At 69.1% G+C, this 14,326-nt stretch carries 17 protein-coding genes; 8 read left to right on the top strand and 9 right to left on the bottom strand.

Annotated features, from left to right (window positions below; translation table 11 throughout):
* A partial coding sequence (locus K4G64_RS16910) for an FAD-dependent monooxygenase (RefSeq protein WP_221756864.1) occupies window positions 1-1,171 on the bottom strand: 1,171 nt, incomplete at its 3' end.
* A gap of 155 nt (window positions 1,172-1,326) precedes the next feature.
* On the opposite strand from K4G64_RS16910, the gene K4G64_RS16905 reads away from it, so the two are divergent.
* The 3 genes from K4G64_RS16905 (at window position 1,327) to K4G64_RS16895 (ending at window position 4,010) form a co-directional block, all read left to right on the top strand.
* Window positions 1,327-1,926, top strand: coding sequence for a TetR family transcriptional regulator (locus tag K4G64_RS16905; protein ID WP_221756863.1), 600 nt, complete (start codon window positions 1,327-1,329; stop codon window positions 1,924-1,926).
* Between the two features lie 160 nt (window positions 1,927-2,086).
* Window positions 2,087-2,827 carry a methyltransferase domain-containing protein gene (locus tag K4G64_RS16900; RefSeq protein WP_221756862.1) on the top strand — a complete coding sequence of 247 codons (741 nt, stop codon included), beginning with the start codon at window positions 2,087-2,089 and terminating at the stop codon, window positions 2,825-2,827.
* Window positions 2,828-3,263: 436 nt separating this feature from the next.
* Entirely contained in the window at window positions 3,264-4,010 is a 747-nt protein-coding gene (locus tag K4G64_RS16895; RefSeq protein WP_260460549.1) for a hypothetical protein, read from the top strand.
* A gap of 95 nt (window positions 4,011-4,105) precedes the next feature.
* Here K4G64_RS16895 and K4G64_RS16890 read toward each other — a convergent pair whose 3' ends face one another.
* On the bottom strand, window positions 4,106-5,083 hold the full coding sequence (locus K4G64_RS16890; protein WP_221756860.1) for a CU044_5270 family protein: 978 nt from the start codon (window positions 5,081-5,083) through the stop codon (window positions 4,106-4,108).
* The gene (locus K4G64_RS16885) at window positions 5,080-5,667 is read right to left on the bottom strand and encodes an RNA polymerase sigma factor (protein ID WP_221756859.1); all 588 of its coding nucleotides are present in this window, start codon (window positions 5,665-5,667) and stop codon (window positions 5,080-5,082) included. The genes K4G64_RS16890 and K4G64_RS16885 overlap by 4 nt, the downstream gene beginning before the upstream one ends.
* Before the next feature lie 280 nt (window positions 5,668-5,947).
* On the opposite strand from K4G64_RS16885, the gene K4G64_RS16880 reads away from it, so the two are divergent.
* Window positions 5,948-6,898 (top strand): RNA-binding protein, encoded by a 951-nt coding sequence (locus K4G64_RS16880; protein ID WP_221756858.1) that lies wholly within the window; start codon window positions 5,948-5,950, stop codon window positions 6,896-6,898.
* 107 nt (window positions 6,899-7,005) lie between these two features.
* Here the strand turns inward: K4G64_RS16880 and K4G64_RS16875 are convergent, their stop codons facing one another.
* Window positions 7,006-7,380 (bottom strand): hypothetical protein, encoded by a 375-nt coding sequence (locus K4G64_RS16875; RefSeq protein WP_221756857.1) that lies wholly within the window; start codon window positions 7,378-7,380, stop codon window positions 7,006-7,008.
* A gap of 216 nt (window positions 7,381-7,596) precedes the next feature.
* Here K4G64_RS16875 and K4G64_RS16870 point away from each other — a divergent pair, with 216 nt between their 5' ends.
* Entirely contained in the window at window positions 7,597-8,835 is a 1,239-nt protein-coding gene (locus K4G64_RS16870; protein ID WP_221756856.1) for an NlpC/P60 family protein, read from the top strand.
* A gap of 115 nt (window positions 8,836-8,950) precedes the next feature.
* On the opposite strand, the gene K4G64_RS16865 is transcribed toward K4G64_RS16870, so the two are convergent.
* Window positions 8,951-9,370 carry a hypothetical protein gene (locus tag K4G64_RS16865; RefSeq protein ID WP_221756855.1) on the bottom strand — a complete coding sequence of 140 codons (420 nt, stop codon included), beginning with the start codon at window positions 9,368-9,370 and terminating at the stop codon, window positions 8,951-8,953.
* A 73-nt stretch (window positions 9,371-9,443) separates the two neighbouring features.
* On the opposite strand from K4G64_RS16865, the gene K4G64_RS16860 reads away from it, so the two are divergent.
* The gene (locus tag K4G64_RS16860) at window positions 9,444-10,007 is read left to right on the top strand and encodes a cysteine hydrolase family protein (protein ID WP_221756854.1); all 564 of its coding nucleotides are present in this window, start codon (window positions 9,444-9,446) and stop codon (window positions 10,005-10,007) included.
* A 73-nt stretch (window positions 10,008-10,080) separates the two neighbouring features.
* Here the strand turns inward: K4G64_RS16860 and K4G64_RS16855 are convergent, their stop codons facing one another.
* Entirely contained in the window at window positions 10,081-10,467 is a 387-nt protein-coding gene (locus K4G64_RS16855; RefSeq protein WP_221756853.1) for a gas vesicle structural protein GvpA, read from the bottom strand.
* 160 nt (window positions 10,468-10,627) lie between these two features.
* Complete coding sequence (locus tag K4G64_RS16850; protein ID WP_260460548.1) at window positions 10,628-11,965, bottom strand: hypothetical protein; 1,338 nt, start codon at window positions 11,963-11,965, stop codon at window positions 10,628-10,630.
* A gap of 189 nt (window positions 11,966-12,154) precedes the next feature.
* Between K4G64_RS16850 and K4G64_RS16845 the strand changes: the two genes are divergently transcribed.
* Both K4G64_RS16845 and K4G64_RS16840 read left to right on the top strand, forming a co-directional pair.
* Window positions 12,155-12,577 (top strand): DUF6325 family protein, encoded by a 423-nt coding sequence (locus K4G64_RS16845; protein WP_221756869.1) that lies wholly within the window; start codon window positions 12,155-12,157, stop codon window positions 12,575-12,577.
* A 33-nt stretch (window positions 12,578-12,610) separates the two neighbouring features.
* Complete coding sequence (locus K4G64_RS16840) at window positions 12,611-12,889, top strand: SHOCT domain-containing protein (RefSeq protein WP_221756852.1); 279 nt, start codon at window positions 12,611-12,613, stop codon at window positions 12,887-12,889.
* 103 nt (window positions 12,890-12,992) lie between these two features.
* On the opposite strand, the gene K4G64_RS16835 is transcribed toward K4G64_RS16840, so the two are convergent.
* A complete protein-coding gene (locus K4G64_RS16835) occupies window positions 12,993-13,214 on the bottom strand; it encodes a hypothetical protein (protein WP_221756851.1) in 222 nt (73 codons plus the stop codon).
* 111 nt (window positions 13,215-13,325) lie between these two features.
* On the bottom strand, window positions 13,326-14,324 hold the full coding sequence (locus tag K4G64_RS16830; RefSeq protein ID WP_221756850.1) for an RNA polymerase subunit sigma-70: 999 nt from the start codon (window positions 14,322-14,324) through the stop codon (window positions 13,326-13,328).
* Between the last annotated feature and the right edge of the window lie 2 nt (window positions 14,325-14,326).

The raw sequence follows: 14,326 nt of genomic DNA, 5'->3' as shown, positions 1-14,326 counted from the left end.
GGGCGGGATAGGCGTAGCCGATCCCGGTGATCTGCCCCAGGGCCTTGCGTTGGACGGGCGGGGCCATGTCGGCGAACGCCGAGACCAGGGCGCGGGCGGCGCGCAGCAGCGGATTGCGCGCGCGGGCCAGACGGACCAGTCCGCCACTGCTGCGCAGCACCGCCCTGCCGACCGGGTGGCGCTCTGCCTCGTAGCTGTCGAGGAGCCCTTCGGGCGCCCGGCCCTGCACGGCCGCGGCCAGCTTCCAGCCCAGGTTGGCGGCATCCTGGAGACCGGTGTTCATGCCCTGCCCGCCGGCCGGTGAGTGGATGTGCGCGGCGTCCCCGGCGAGGAAGACCCGCCCGACCCGGTAGTGCGGTGCCTGGCGCTCGTCACTGTGGAAACGGGAGAGCCAGCGGGCGTCGTGCATGCCGTAGTCGGTGCCGAGGGCGCGGCGGGTGATCTCCTTGACCTCGTCGAGGTCGAGCGGAGCGTCGTCGGAAACCTCGTTGCGGCGGTTCCAGCCCATGACCCGGTACCAGCCGTCGCCGAAAGAGGCGATCATCGCGAAGGCGTCGCCGCGGCCGTTGACGGTGAGGACGCCCTCGGGCTTCTCGGCCAGCCGGACATCGGCCAGGATCAGCGACTTGATGACGGAGACACCGGGGAAGTCCAGACCGATCGCCTCCCGCACGGCGCTCCGGTGACCGTCGGCGCCGATGACGTAGGCCGCCCGGCGGGTGACGACCGCTCCGTCCACGCCGCGCACGTCGAGGTCGACCCCCTCGTCGTCCTGCCGCAACCCCACGACCTCGCTCTCGTACGCGAACTCGACCCCGGCCTCCTGGGCCCGCCGCTCCAGGAGCCGCTCAACCTCGTACTGCGGGGTGATGAGCAGGAACGGAAAGCGCGAGGGCAGCGTGCTCAGATCAAGAGAGAGGCGGCGGAAGAGCCGCAGGCCGGTGATGGTGTCGCCGGTGGTGAGGAGTTCGTCGGCGAGGCCGCGGGCGTCGAGCTGCTCCAGCGTGCGGGCATGCACTCCGAAGGCGCGAGAGAGGTTGCTGATCTTGCGCGGCCGCTTCTCGACGAGCGTGACGTTGACGCCGGCTGTGGCGAGATCACCGGCGAGGAGCAGGCCGGTGGGGCCGGAGCCGACGACGATCACGGTGCGGTGGATGGCGGTGCCGTTCATCGTGGCCTCCCGTTGCCAACGCTTGCTTACCCTCGACGGCTGGCCAACACCTGTTGGCCAACGCTTGTTGACAAAGGTAGCGACGCATCGAGGGAACGTCAACGGTTGTTGGCGAACACTTGTTGACCTACGCCCGTTGACCTACGCTCGTTGGCATGAACGGCAGTGAGACCCTCTCGTCGGGCGCCGGCGCCGGCGCCCCCCGCCGCTCCGACGCCACCCGTGGCGCGATCCTCGCGGCCGCCCGCGAGCGCTTCGCGACCGACGGCTACGAGCGAGCCACCATCCGCGCCATCGCCAAGGACGCGAACATCGATCCGTCGATGGTGATGCGGTACTACGGCAACAAAGAGGGTCTCTTCGCAGCGGCCGTCGCCATCGACCTGCGGCTGCCGGACGTGAGCAATGCGGACCGCCGGCAGGACGTGGGGCGGATCCTCGTCGAGCACTTCCTCGACATGTGGGAGAACAACGAGGTCCTCACCGCCCTACTGCGGGTCGGCGTGACCAACCAGGCCGGAGCTGAACGCATGCAGAAGATCCTGCGGGAGCAGCTCCTGCCGGTCGCCCGGCAGGTATGCCCTGACCCGGAGCAGGTTCCGGCGCGGGCGGCACTCATGGCATCGCAGCTTCTGGGACTGGCGCTCACGCGATACGTACTGCGGATACCGCCTGCGATGGGGCTGACGCGGGCAGAGATCGTGGCATGGCTGGCACCGACGATCCAGCGGTACCTGACCGCGCCGAGTCCCTGAGAACCAGCCGAGCGCCGAGGTGCGCGTGCAGTCGTGTCCAGGAACCTGCCATGGGGCTCGTCCGGCGGATCATGAGCCGACCCAGGTCAGGATCGAGGCGAGGGCCGACCGGCGCCCCAATCGTGTTGACCCCTGCGGCAGGCAATGCTGGAGTCGGCACGTGGACAGCATCCCCGCCAACCGGCGGTTCTGGAATCAGATCAGCAGCGCCTACCAGCACCGGCACGACCCGCAGATCGGCGCCACACCCCGGCTATGGGGCATGTACTCCATCCCCGACGCCCACCTGCACGCCTTGGGCGACGTCGCCGGCAAGCGCGTCCTCGAACTCGGCTGCGGCGCCGGCCAGTGGTCCAGTGCGCTCGCCGCCGAGGGCGCCACCGTGGTCGGCATCGACCCGTCCGAAGCCCAACTCGCCGCAGCAGCCCGCGCGATGGGAGTGGCCCGGTACTCGCTGGTGCAAGGCGCCGCCGAACAACTCCCCTTCGCCGCCGACAGCTTCGACCTGGTGTTCTGCGACTTCGGTGGGCTCAGCTGGGCGCCCCCGCACCTGGCCGTCCCGCAGGCCGCACGCGTCTTGCGCCGAGGCGGTCGCCTGGTGTTCAACGTCGCCAGCCCATGGTTCGAGGCTTGCTACGACGAAGCCGCCGGCCGCGTGACCACGTCGCTGCAACAGGACTACTTCGGGCTGAACACCATCGCCGAAGACGACGGCGCGACCAGCTATCAACTCACCTACGGCGACTGGGTCAGGGTCCTGCGCGGCGCGGGTCTCATCATCGACGACCTCATCGAGCCGCGGCCGGACATCGGAACACGCAATGGCTACAACGAAACCGACCCACCCGACTGGGCCCACCGCTGGCCGGCGGAACTGCTCTGGGTAACCCACAAACCGTAAGCTCCGCCGCGCTGAGAGACGTAGGCATGTGCCTGTTGCCGCGTCATTTGCTGTAGGCCCGCTGATCTCACGGCTCGGTGCGCTCCGTCCTCGCTGGGCGTGCTTCCGAGGGGAACAATGGCGCAACTCGAAGGCGCTGCCCCGTTGATGCATCAACCACCCGTGACTTCATCAATTCGCTCGACGCGCGGCCCGGCGGGACAATGGACACAGGTCCACCGGCAGCGCTCCCCCGCCGGGAGCACCAAGTTGGATCAGCCGTACATCGCCATCACCGGGCGCGGCGCCGCGTACGCCCCCGTGGCACGATTGGGCCGGCGCCGGGAGCGTCGCGGCCGCGCCGGTAGCCGGAGACGGTCATTCCACGCCCATGCGACAGCCACTCAAGTCGTTCACGACTGCCGTATATCGACGAAAGCGTGACGGAGCGAGTGTGATGAATTTTCCGATCGAGATCAAGATCAATATCGACGGCAATATCGATGCTGCCCTCTCGGCGTTGGACCGGACGCAGGGCGACCAGGCCCAGAAGCGCCTCATCTGGTTCGCCGAGAATCGGCAGGGTATTGCGGACGGCCGGCTCCTGCTCGACAGCGGTGTGATCGTCAGGTTCAGAAGCGGTGACACCCCCGACGAGCTGACCGTCAAGTTGCGTCCGTGCACCACGGAACAGTTGTCCGGCCGGTTCTCCGCCCCGTTCGACAAGGAGTCATTCGAGTACAAGATCGAGGAGGACTGGTCGGGAATGCGCCGAGCACTCTCCGCATCCGCCACACGCACCCACCCTCAGGGGGCACTTCTGCACGCCGTGGCACCCGGAGCCGATGCCGCAGCGCCCCTCGACACCCTGCAATTGCGGTTTCTCCAGGAATGCGCACACGCCGTACGCATCACCGGACTTGACGCACTGGGCCCGATCGCCTCAACGAAGCTCAACAACGTGCCGCTCGACGATCTGGAAGTCGACTTCGAGCGATGGACCGTCCTCGACCTGGACTTCCTCGAACTGTCGATCCGCGTCAAGCCCAAACGCGGTGAAGAATCCCACGAGTTCGAGGAGCGGGCCGAACGCAAACAGAAGAAGCTCGAATCCGCCGTCCAGGACCGGGGAGTCGTGATCTCCGAGAATCCCGAGAACAAGACCCGGCGCGTTCTCACCGCCCTCGCCCGCAATCACCCCTGAAGCCTCACGGTATCGGAACCGTCTTGCATAGCGCGCTCGCAAGGCGGAGCACGCGTCAGGTCAGCACATCCTGGCCGGCATCCCTCTCGGGGTGCTCAGGGGCGGGCGCCGGGCTTGTTGACGACGCCCCAGGCGGCGCGGGCGCTGACCATCTCCCCGTCGTCCCGGGTCTGGCCGAGGTAGGCGTAGCTCTCGGGGTCGAAGAAGATCTCCTGCTTGCCCTGCCAGCCCGCGGGCGTCTTGTCGGCGTAGGTCACGCTCACGCCGATCGCCGCGCGGCCGAGCGGGTCCTTCACGCCGGTCGTCACCCGGGTGCCGGGGATCTTCGCGAGAGCCCGGAACAGGCCTGCCTGGACGTTGGGCGGGATCAGCACCGACCGGTACAGGACGTCGATCTCCCGCCAGTCGCGTTGGGCACGCGTCTCCCCCTTGATCGAACCGATCGCGTGTTCCTCGCGGATGCGCTTCATCATGCGGTCCGGGTCGCTCGGCAGGGTGGCGAGGAAACGGTAGAACTGCCGCTGGGAGCGGTCGTCGTAGCCCTCCTTCTTCCACCTCTCCTCCTGGTTGGGGCCGTACCAGACCTGGAGTTTGTTCGGGTCGAAGTCGGAGATGTCGCCGGCCGAGGGGATGCCGGGGAGATTGGCGTGCCCGGTGCCGTCCCAGCGGGTCCACTCCTCGCTGCTGCGGGGCTTGCCCTGGCCGAAGGCGGTGCTCTTTTCGTACACCCACTGCTTCGGGCCGGGTTCGGTTCCGTTGTGCTTCTCGACGGTCGTGGCGGCCAGTTCGAGGGCGTCGGCGGAGGCCCCTGCCGACAGCACCTGGGGGCCTTTCATGGCGGAGGCGCGGGTGTGGTCTTCGGGCAGGGTCGCGACGATCCCGGCGGTGATGGCGAGGGTCCCTGCGGTGGCGGCGCCGATCAGAATCTTCCGGCGCCCGGGAGGCGCGGTGCGCTCAGGCCGGGTTTCCTGCCGCAGCGCCGCGGTGAGCCGGGCCCGCGGTGCGGCGAGGCGGTCGGCGTCGGGAAGGGGTGCGTCAGCGCGCAGGCCGCGGAATTCGGAGAGCTCGTTCATGCGGGGTCACCTTCGTGTATGCGAGCTTCGATGAGAGGGCTGCCGGCCGCGGTGCGCAGTTTGCGGCGGGCCCGGTTGAGGCGGGAGCGGACGGTCCCGACCGGAATGCCGAGGGCTTCGGCGATTTCCTGGTAGCCGAAGTCGGCCCAGGCGAAGAGCAGCAGGACGTGCCGGTCGCCCGCGGAGAGACGGGCCAGCGCCCCGGCCAGGGGCCGGACGGCGGCCTCGGCGGCGAGACGGTCGTCGGCGGAGTCGGTCCAGCTGTCGGCGACCGGGTCGTGGCCGGTGCGGGCGAGCAGCTTCAGCGCCTGGACCTCCTGCCGGCGGTGCCGCCCGATCTGCTTGGCGGCGATGCCGTACAGCCACGGCCGCACACCGGCGCGGGCCGGATCGAAGCGGGCCCGTATCCGGAAGGCCGTCAGAAACGTCTCGGCGGTCACGTCGTCAGCCGCGTCCCGGCCCAGCCGCCGGGCGACGTACTGGTGGATCGCGGGGGCGTGACGGTCGAAGAGCGCCGCGAAACGCTCGGGTTCCTCGAGTGAGGCTGCGATGAGCTCGGCGTCGCCGCCGGCCAGGTCGGTCATGGACGGTCCGTCCGCTGGTGAGGTCGGTGGGTGTATGGGAGAGGGTGGGTGCTCACACCCTGTACTTGCCGAGTCGCGGTGAACGGGTTCACGCCGCCGCCTCAGGTGCCGTACGCCTGCGTGGTCTTCTGCGGCGCAACAGCCGGCACCCTTCTCCGACCGCCGGGAGCCGACGGTGGAGGTCGCGGCAGACTCCCGACAGGCGGTTGTCACGAACTACGCTGACATCCCCCTCACCAACAGCCCAGCAGTCCAGCAGTCCAGCAGTCCAGGGAGCAGCGTGCCGCCGGCCTTCGTCCACCGGATATCCAAGTACGACCCCGCCGACCGCGACGAGCGGGGGCACTACAACGGCGCTGAGGACACGGTGAGCGACCATGGGCCGGTCGAGGGGGCCTACTTGGAGGCGATCGTCGCCTTCGCGCAGGAATCGGGCGTCGAGCGGCTGGAGATCCGTGAACCGGAGGTCACCGGCTTCGTCAACTTCGGCCTGGAGTCACCGATCGACGGACACGGCCTCGCGGGACTGGTCCCGCCCGACCTCACCGGCTACCACGACGGTGCCGAGGTCTCGGTGCCGGTCGCGCTGGAGCTGGTCCGGGCCATGCTCCGCGACCAGGGCGTTTGGTGCCGGCTGGAGCAGCAGGACACGTTCACCGTGCACGTCGGGTGGGATCAGTACCAGTACGTCGGCCACGACCGGCCCTGCGAAGCAGCCGTCGCCCGGACCCGCGAGCTCGGCCTGTTCGCGGAACCGATCACGGCCTCGCCCTATGCCGCAGATCTTGAGGAGCCCGAGGTGACACAGGCTGCGGACGCGGAGTTCTGGGACCGCATACGCGCAGCACTGGGCGCGTCGCGGACGCTCCTCCTGGAGGAGACCTACGTCCGCAACGCCACCCGCTGGCACCGCCTCACCGAGACCAACCTCGAAACCGTGCGCGCCGCGCTCGGCCCACGCGCGCTCCTGACCTTCTGGCCCGACCTCACCCCTGATGTCGATGCGGTCCTTGCCGAGCTGCCCGAGGACGAATCCGTGGACTTCGTCTGGGAGGCGCCGAGCGGAACGATCCGCCATGTGACCGTCGACGCGGCCCACCACCAACAGCTCACCACTTTGGTGGCGGGCGCCAGGGCGGCCTGCTTCCTGCCCCTGGCCGTCGACGGATGCCACCCACTGTTCCGAGTTGCTCTGCCCGACAGGGACGAGGTGCTGCGCGCGAGGTGGTGAACCGGTCGGCCACGGGGGCGGTCTTGCGACGTGACGAAGGCTCCCCCCGGCAGCCGGGGGGAGGCTTCGAACCTGGCCTCACCCTCGCGCAGGCGACGGCCGTCCCTTTAGTTGTAGTGCGGCCTCAGATGCAGCGAGTTGATGGGCGTCAGGTCTCGGTACTCGCCGTGTCCCTCCGGAATCGACGACGTGCAGTCGTTCGCGTTGTAGCTGAGGCACAGCTCGACCACCGCGCCGTCGTACTGGTTGTTCAGCACCCAGTGGTTGCCCACCTGATTGCTGAGGTTGTGGGCGCCGTAGGTCCAGTAGATGTGGCTCGGCGACACGGCCGGGTTCTGGTTCTGCGGGTAGATGCAGACGGCGCCGTACGGGCAACCTGCCCAGGTGTCGGCCGGCTTGGCCTGTGCGGTGCCCGTCGCCACGACGACCGCGGTGACGCTCGCGAAGGCCAGTGCGGCGGCGCGTCTCAGTTGGGTGCGCATGGTCGGTGATTCCTCCGCTGTGAGATCGGGTGATGACCCGAGACCTTATGGAGCGGGTGGGCGTGGCAGGTCCTGACAGATGTCAGGACCCGGTGGGCGCGAGAGTGCGTACGTTCGCGGGAGACCGTCGAGACCAGGGGGAGTGCCGTGGACAGAGTGCGCAGATCATGGGCAGCGGGGAGAGCGGGGCGGAGCCAGCGGCCATGGGGGCGCCGGGTGCGGCTGTGGCTTGCCGCGCTCGTGACGGTGGTGAGTCTCGGCCTGCCGATCGCCTCGGCCGCTCCGGCGACCGCCGCCACGGGATGCGCGCCCTTGCAGTCCGGTGCGAGCCAGGCGGCGCAGGCGGCCGTCCAGGTCGCGTGCCGTTACGCCGGGCAGCAGTACGCCTGGGGTGGCGGTCACGCGCAGGGGATGCCCGGTCCCAGCCAAGGCATATACGACCGCTTCTACCCGGAGACCGCGGCGGACCCGACGTACTGGAGCTTCGACTGCATCGGCCTGGTCCGCTGGGCCTGGTACAAGGCGACCGGACGGGACATCATCACGGAGCGCACGACGCAGGCGACCTTCGCGGCGCCGGGGTACGCGCACACGAAGCTGCTGAAGTCGCAAGGGTCGGCCGTGCTGCTGCCCGGCGACATCATGTACTTCGGCCGTGACGGCTTCGGGCCGACGCACGTCGCGCTCTACCTCGGCAACGGACTGATGGTCGAGGCACCGGAATCCGGCGCGAAAATCCAGGTCAACTCCATCAGTGCCCGCTGGGACCGCTACCAGGGCGCGTTCCGCCCGCACGCCGACGCCGTACCGATGGTCTGGTCCTGGGACGGCCGCGGTTCGTACCACAAGACATGGGGCCAGCCGAATCTCCGGCAGGACTCGAACACCGGCAGCCCCGCCAACTTCACCAACGGCAACGGCATCTCCGTGCAGGTGCGAGTGCTGTGCCAGCGGGTGGGCGAGCGGGCCACGGTCGACGGCATGGTGAACAACGTCTGGTCGTATCTGCCGGACTACCACAGCTGGATCAGCAATCTCTTCGTCCAGGGGCCGGCGTTGCTCAAGGACGTACCGTCCTGCGGTGACTTTCCGGCGATCGGCGGGACTTTGGCCGGCGCGGAGAACAACACGTCCTGCGGCGACGGCACTCAGCCCGACTCGGCGGGGGCCTGGACGGCCAAGTCGACCACCGTCTTCGGCCGTACCGTGGAACTCCGCTACAACGGCACCACCCAGTGCGCCTGGGGCCGCATCACGGGGGGCACGGTCGGTGACGAGATCTGGGTGGACCGCAGTGCCGACGGCGGGAAGACCTGGGACTCGATGCTGGGCTACACCACCGTCACCTCGGGCAACGACGCGTACACCACCCAGTGGAACGACGCCGGCCTGGTGATGCGCGCCTGCGGCACGAACGGCCGGGGCGGCAGCATCGAATGCACCGGCTGGTTCTGACCGACAGGGCCTGACGCGGTGAACGGCGCGGCACTGGATGTCTTTCCTCCCGTCCGGTGCCGCCCCGCGGAGGCCTGCTACCGAGGCTGGGTGACGCCGCGGTCCCTCCGGGAGATCACTGACGTGCGGGCGCAGGGGCCAGGAGCGTGGTCCAGTCCTGGGTGTCGGCCCACTCAGCGAAGTTGTGCCAGCCGACTTCGGGGTAGTCGCGGCGCAGCCCGGCGACGTCCACGTCGAGGCCGGAGGTGGTGAAGTACTCGAACATGGCGGCCTGGTCTGCGGACTGGGTGCGCACGTAGGTCAGAGGCACCTCTTGATGGGTCACCGGGCGGCCGGTGGCCGCGGTGAGGGTCTTTGCGATCTGGCCCGGTGTGAGCTCGTCGGAGGCGATGTCGATGCGCCGTCCGATGAACTCGTCGCGGCGCTGGAGGGCCAGCGCGGCGTAGGGATTGCTACGGGGCTGCGGGTAGGGCCTGCCGTGGGCAACGACCAGCCGGTCGATACGAACGTCGAGCGAGGCCGAAGAGGATCTCAAGAACCCTTCACAGCGCTTCGGCTCACCCACCAGACTCTCTGCTTGTTCCCCAAAGGAGAAGAGGTCGGCGAGCATGGGCAACAGTGCACTTCTGGTGATGGACGTCCAGCGGGACGTCGTGGCCATCGCCGACGACGGGTCCGGATATCTGCCGCGCTTGCGCAGAGCGATCGACGCTGCCCGGGCTGCCGGCATCACCGTGATCTACGTCAAGATGGCGTTACGGCCGGGCGACTCAGAGGTCAGCCCTCGCAACAAGGTGATCACCAACGTGGTATGGGCCGGCCTGTTCGCCGAGGGTGCCCCTGGCACCGAGATCCATCACGACGTCGCGCCCCAAGAGAGCGATGTCGTGGTCACCAAGAGGCGGGGAAGCGCGTTCTCGGGCAGCGACCTCGACTTGGTCCTCAGGGCGCGGGACATCGACAGCCTCGTTCTCACCGGCATCGCCACCAGTGCCGTGGTGCTGTCCACTCTGTGGCACGCCATCGACCGGGACTTCGGCCTCACCGTCCTGGCGGACGCCTGCCTCGACACCGACCCCGAGGTGCACACGATGCTCACGGAAAGGCTGTTCCCGCAGTGGGCAGATGTCCTCACGGTCGAGGACTGGCTCAAGGCCATCGCAGCGCGGTAGCGGGGGCCTTCGGTGGCGGCGGTGGGGCGACGTACGGTGCTGGTCCTGGCATGCCGAAAGGCGCCGTACGACTCTACGAGCGGCCGCGTCCCGCCTGACGATTCCGGCCTTCCTCCCGGGTCTGGTGGAACGCGTCGGCGATGGTCTCCGCGGCGCCGGACAGAACTCCCTTGGTCTTGCCGCGGGCACCGGACTCCATGACCTTCCCGGTGAGATCCGTGAGCCCGGCCGGTTTGCGCGGCCCTGCCTCCAGATCGAGACGGTTGCACGCCTCGGCGAAGCGCAGGTAGGTGTCCACGCTGGCCACCACGATCCGTATGTCGATCTTGAGGATCTCGATGCCGACGAGGGAGACGCGCACGAACGCGTCGATCACCAGCCCACGGTCGAGAATGAGTTCAAGAACGTCGTAGAGGCCGCTGGATCCGCCCCCGCCACCCTGCTGTGTCGCGACGGTCATCGCGTTCACCCCTCGTCGCCCGCGTCGTGTCCCCGCATGATGCTGTCGGCGCCGCCCCGTTGAGAGGCAGGCTTGGCATGCGGATGACCCCGATTCGCCGCATCAAACGCACGTACGAAGCACGAAGGCTTCGACAGGGCGCAATGGGCGGGGGCAGGCGTCAGTGTGCTGCGGCGTCGGCCTGTGAGTCGGTGGCGGGTGTGGAGGGAGCGTCCAGGAACTCACGGATCGCGAAGCCCACCAGCGTGATCACCGCGGTCCAGACCACGACCGTGGTGGTCGGGTAGCTCCAGGTGAACAGGACGACGGCTGCGATCAGGAGGATGACCGCCCCGATCCAGCGCTTGTAGCGATGGACGAACCGCCCGACCGCACCGAGACGCAGGCCCGCCGATGTCGCGACGTCGCGCAGCCCGCCGATGCTTCTGCGGCAGGCGGTGCGCGTGAGTACGGCGATCCGGGACGGGCCGGAGAGAAAGGCGCCGGCGGCGGTGAAGAGGGCAAGCGCGGCGAGCGCCCGCACGCCGGCCCGCAGGAACTTGACCAGTGCGTCGTACACGGATCCCGCGGCGGCCTGGGACGCACCGGGTGGCAGCTTGTCGAGGTAGACGTCACGGGCGACAGTGAGGCCGATTCCGAGGACCAGCATGGCGACGAAGACGGCCAGGGCGGCCCCGATGAGCGCATGGCGGCGGTTGAACGCCGTGTACACCCCGGCGGCGGCGACCAGCAGAGCGATGACGGGCAGCCAGCCGCCGAGGATCTCCAGCACTCTCACGTAGTTCTTGATCTTGCCGACGTCCTCCGACGCGAACACCACGAAGCTCGTGTGCACGGCCGGGATCTTCTCGGCGACCGAGAACCCGGCGTCGACGAGCCGGTCCTTGACGTCGGCGACGATCGGCCCCAGATCGATGACGACCTGGTTGTTCTCCAGTTTCACCGCGCTGTCGGACTGGCCCGTCAGAGCCTTGTCCAGCGCCGCGTGCGCCCTGCGGTTGGCGTTCACCCAGACCGACTCGAAGGCACTGCTGGTGACCACCCGCTCCACCGTGCTGCTGACCAGTTCCTTGAGCCCGTTCTCGATCGGGCCGTCCAGATCGCCCAGCAACTGGTTCAGCCGCGGTGGGACCCCCTGCTGCGCAGCCGCGTCCGTCAGCTCCTTGACCAGCGCATCCACGTCGATCTGCGCCAGCACGGCGGAGGTGACCCGGTTGGTGACGGCCTTCTGCACATCGGGATCTCTCGCCAGCGGCCCGACCGTGTCGACGTAGCGGTCCGTGTCCTGCACGATGCTGTTCGCCCAGACCGCGACCACGGACAGCAGCGACAGCAGCGCGGCGAGGAGGATCAGCAGGACCGAGCCGAACGAGCGGAAAGGGTGATGCCGCTTCGTCGGGGACGGCCCGGCACTCTCCAGGGCGTTCACCCGCTGCCGCAGCTCACTCAGCTCGCTGTGCTCACTGGCCGAGAGCTCTTCGTCACCGCCGTCGCTCATGGCCACCAGCAGATCTTTGCGCAGCGCACCGCGCGACCTGGGCGAACCCAAGAGGGTGACCGGCGTACCGAGGTGCGACGGACGCGGCCCGGTGATGCAATAAGAAACGTGCAGTGGGGGCCGTTGCCGGGGGACATCACGAGCACCAGAGGTGACGCCGTGAGCGACGCATTCGAAGACGCGGGCGAGATGGGCCCCGTCGACTACCTGGTCGTCGAGTTCCCGGGCAACCGGATGACCGGCGAGGGCTTCCCCATCCTCGTCGATCTCGTGGACCGCGGCCTCATCCGGATCCTGGACCTGATGTTCGTCAGGAAGGACGCCGACGGAACCGTGAGCGGTATGGAGATCGCCGACCTCACCGGCGACGGCGCACTCGACCTGGCCGTCTTCGAGGGCGCGTCGTCAGGGCTCCTCGGCCAGGACGACCTCGAGGAGGCGGCCACCGCGCTGGAGCCCGGCAATTCCGCCGGCATCCTCGTCTACGAGAACGTGTGGGCCGCCCCCTTCGCGGCCGCCCTGCGCCGTGGCGGGGCCCAGATGGTCGCCTCCGGGCGGATCCCGGTGCCCGCCCTCGTCGCCGCCCTCGACGCGACCGACGCTGCCCACTAGGCGGACCCCCACCCACGCAGAAGGGACGCAGCCATGCCAGGTCTCCTCCGCGGTGTCGCGCGCACCGCCGTCGTCGCCGGAACCGCGACCGCCGTGTCGAACCGTGTGACACGCCGACAGCAGGGACGCTGGGCCGCGCAGCAGGGCTACCAGGAGCCCCCGGCGTACCAGGCCGAACCGCCCGCGACTCCGGCGGCCACCGACATGACCAGCAAGATCGAACAGCTGAAGCAACTCGGCGAGCTCAAGGAGCAGGGCGTGCTCACGGAGGCGGAATTCGAAGAACAGAAGCGCACGCTCCTCGGAACATGAATCGGCCGGCCGGACGACAGCACGGGCCCTCAGCGGGTGCCGGCGGTGGGATCCCCGGGGACGTCCGCGGCTGATGCGCGTCGCCGGCACACTGTGGCGCCGGTCAAGTGAGCCAGCTGCCCGCCGCGCATTCGGACGCGGTGACCCAACGGCGGGACCTGATGCTGTCGTTCACGACCTTCCCCGTGTTGTAGAAGTAGTTGTCCGTCAGGTTGTCGGCCCACAGCTCTCCCGGAGCCAGGCAGACGTACCCCTTCTCGTACTGGTAGTCCTTCTCGGCGTAGAAGGCGACCACGTCCCGGCCCCCGACGAATCCGCTGTTCATCACGGAGGGGGCGAGCCTCGGCGGGGCCAGGGCACGCCGTTGTCGCTCACGGCACCAGCCGAGCCTCAACACACCTACGGAGGGTGGCCGTCTGCTACCTGCGGGCGGGGACTACTCCGTGCCCTCCGCCGGCAGGCGCTCCGGGAGCCCGAGCCGTTGGAACTGGTCGTCGTGGAACGTGATGATCTCCGTGATCAGCCCGCCGGTGACGCGCAGGACGTCGATCGTCAGCGGGAGGTACGCGCCCTCCTCCCTTTGCCAGAGGTAGAAGCCGAGAGCGGGCTGCCGGTTCACGGAGGTGGGGACGGCACGCAGACCCTTCATGCCCACGAAGCCGCTGGTGATCCAGTCGTTCACCACGGTGTCGCGGCCGATGTAGAGGCCCGGTGTGGGCGGCATCGAGCAGCGGACGTCCTCGCGCAGCAGTGTGGTGAGCCCGTCGATGTCCGTGGCCACGCTGGCGTCGGTGTAGCGCCGTACCAGCTCGCGCGTCCCGGCGTCCTGATCGCCGCCGCTCCAGTCCTGCCGCTCGGCGGGCAGGTGCTGCCGCATGCCGGCGCGGGCCCGCTGCAGCGCGCTGTTCACGGAGTTGACGGAGTCGCCCAGGCACTCGGCGACGTCCTTCGCAGGCCAGCCGACCACGTCCCGCAGGATCAGCACGGCCCGCGGGCGCGGCGCGAGGTGCTGGACCGCCACGACGTACGCCAGCTCGATCGTCTCCCGCGCGACGGCGACGGCCTCCGGCTCGTCCGCGTCACCCGCGGGCAGCTCGTCGAGCAGCCGGTCCGGGTAGGGCTGCAGCCACAGCACCTCGCCGCCGGTGGCGGGCTCCGGGCGGACCTTGGCGAGCAGGTCCAGGCAGGCGTTGGTGGCGATCCGGTACAGCCAGGCCCGGAACGTCGAGCGCCCCTCGAAGGTCTCACGCCGCCGCCAGGCACGCAGGAACGTCTCCTGCACAGTGTCCTCGGCGTCCTCGAACGACCCGAGCATCCGGTAGCAGTGCACGTGCAGCTCCCGCCGGTGCCGCTCCGCCAGCCCCGAGAACGTCTGCTCGTCGACCTCGCCCAGACCGCTCACGCCCAGTTCCTCCAGCCGCGTGTCCGCACTCATCA

The sequence above is a fragment of the Streptomyces sp. WAC04114 genome (genome assembly GCF_019733245.1).
Lineage (GTDB): Bacteria > Actinomycetota > Actinomycetes > Streptomycetales > Streptomycetaceae > Streptomyces > Streptomyces massasporeus_A.
Note: the sequence above shows the minus strand (reverse complement) of the source record. Positions and strands in the feature narration are given on the sequence as shown.

Excerpts from the sequence above, each read along its gene's own strand:
- K4G64_RS16840 (WP_221756852.1), top strand. The coding sequence starts at position 12,611 with ATGCCAGGTCTCCTCCGCGGTGTCGCGCGCACCGCCGTCGTCGCCGGA.
- K4G64_RS16835 (WP_221756851.1), bottom strand. The coding sequence starts at position 13,214 with ATGAACAGCGGATTCGTCGGGGGCCGGGACGTGGTCGCCTTCTACGCC.
- K4G64_RS16890 (WP_221756860.1), bottom strand. The coding sequence starts at position 5,083 with ATGAACGAGCTCTCCGAATTCCGCGGCCTGCGCGCTGACGCACCCCTT.
- K4G64_RS16905 (WP_221756863.1), top strand. The coding sequence starts at position 1,327 with ATGAACGGCAGTGAGACCCTCTCGTCGGGCGCCGGCGCCGGCGCCCCC.
- K4G64_RS16860 (WP_221756854.1), top strand. The coding sequence starts at position 9,444 with ATGGGCAACAGTGCACTTCTGGTGATGGACGTCCAGCGGGACGTCGTG.
- K4G64_RS16850 (WP_260460548.1), bottom strand. The coding sequence starts at position 11,965 with ATGAGCGACGGCGGTGACGAAGAGCTCTCGGCCAGTGAGCACAGCGAG.
- K4G64_RS16875 (WP_221756857.1), bottom strand. The coding sequence starts at position 7,380 with ATGCGCACCCAACTGAGACGCGCCGCCGCACTGGCCTTCGCGAGCGTC.
- K4G64_RS16885 (WP_221756859.1), bottom strand. The coding sequence starts at position 5,667 with ATGACCGACCTGGCCGGCGGCGACGCCGAGCTCATCGCAGCCTCACTC.
- K4G64_RS16845 (WP_221756869.1), top strand. The coding sequence starts at position 12,155 with ATGGGCCCCGTCGACTACCTGGTCGTCGAGTTCCCGGGCAACCGGATG.
- K4G64_RS16855 (WP_221756853.1), bottom strand. The coding sequence starts at position 10,467 with ATGACCGTCGCGACACAGCAGGGTGGCGGGGGCGGATCCAGCGGCCTC.
- K4G64_RS16895 (WP_260460549.1), top strand. The coding sequence starts at position 3,264 with ATGAATTTTCCGATCGAGATCAAGATCAATATCGACGGCAATATCGAT.
- K4G64_RS16830 (WP_221756850.1), bottom strand. The coding sequence starts at position 14,324 with ATGAGTGCGGACACGCGGCTGGAGGAACTGGGCGTGAGCGGTCTGGGC.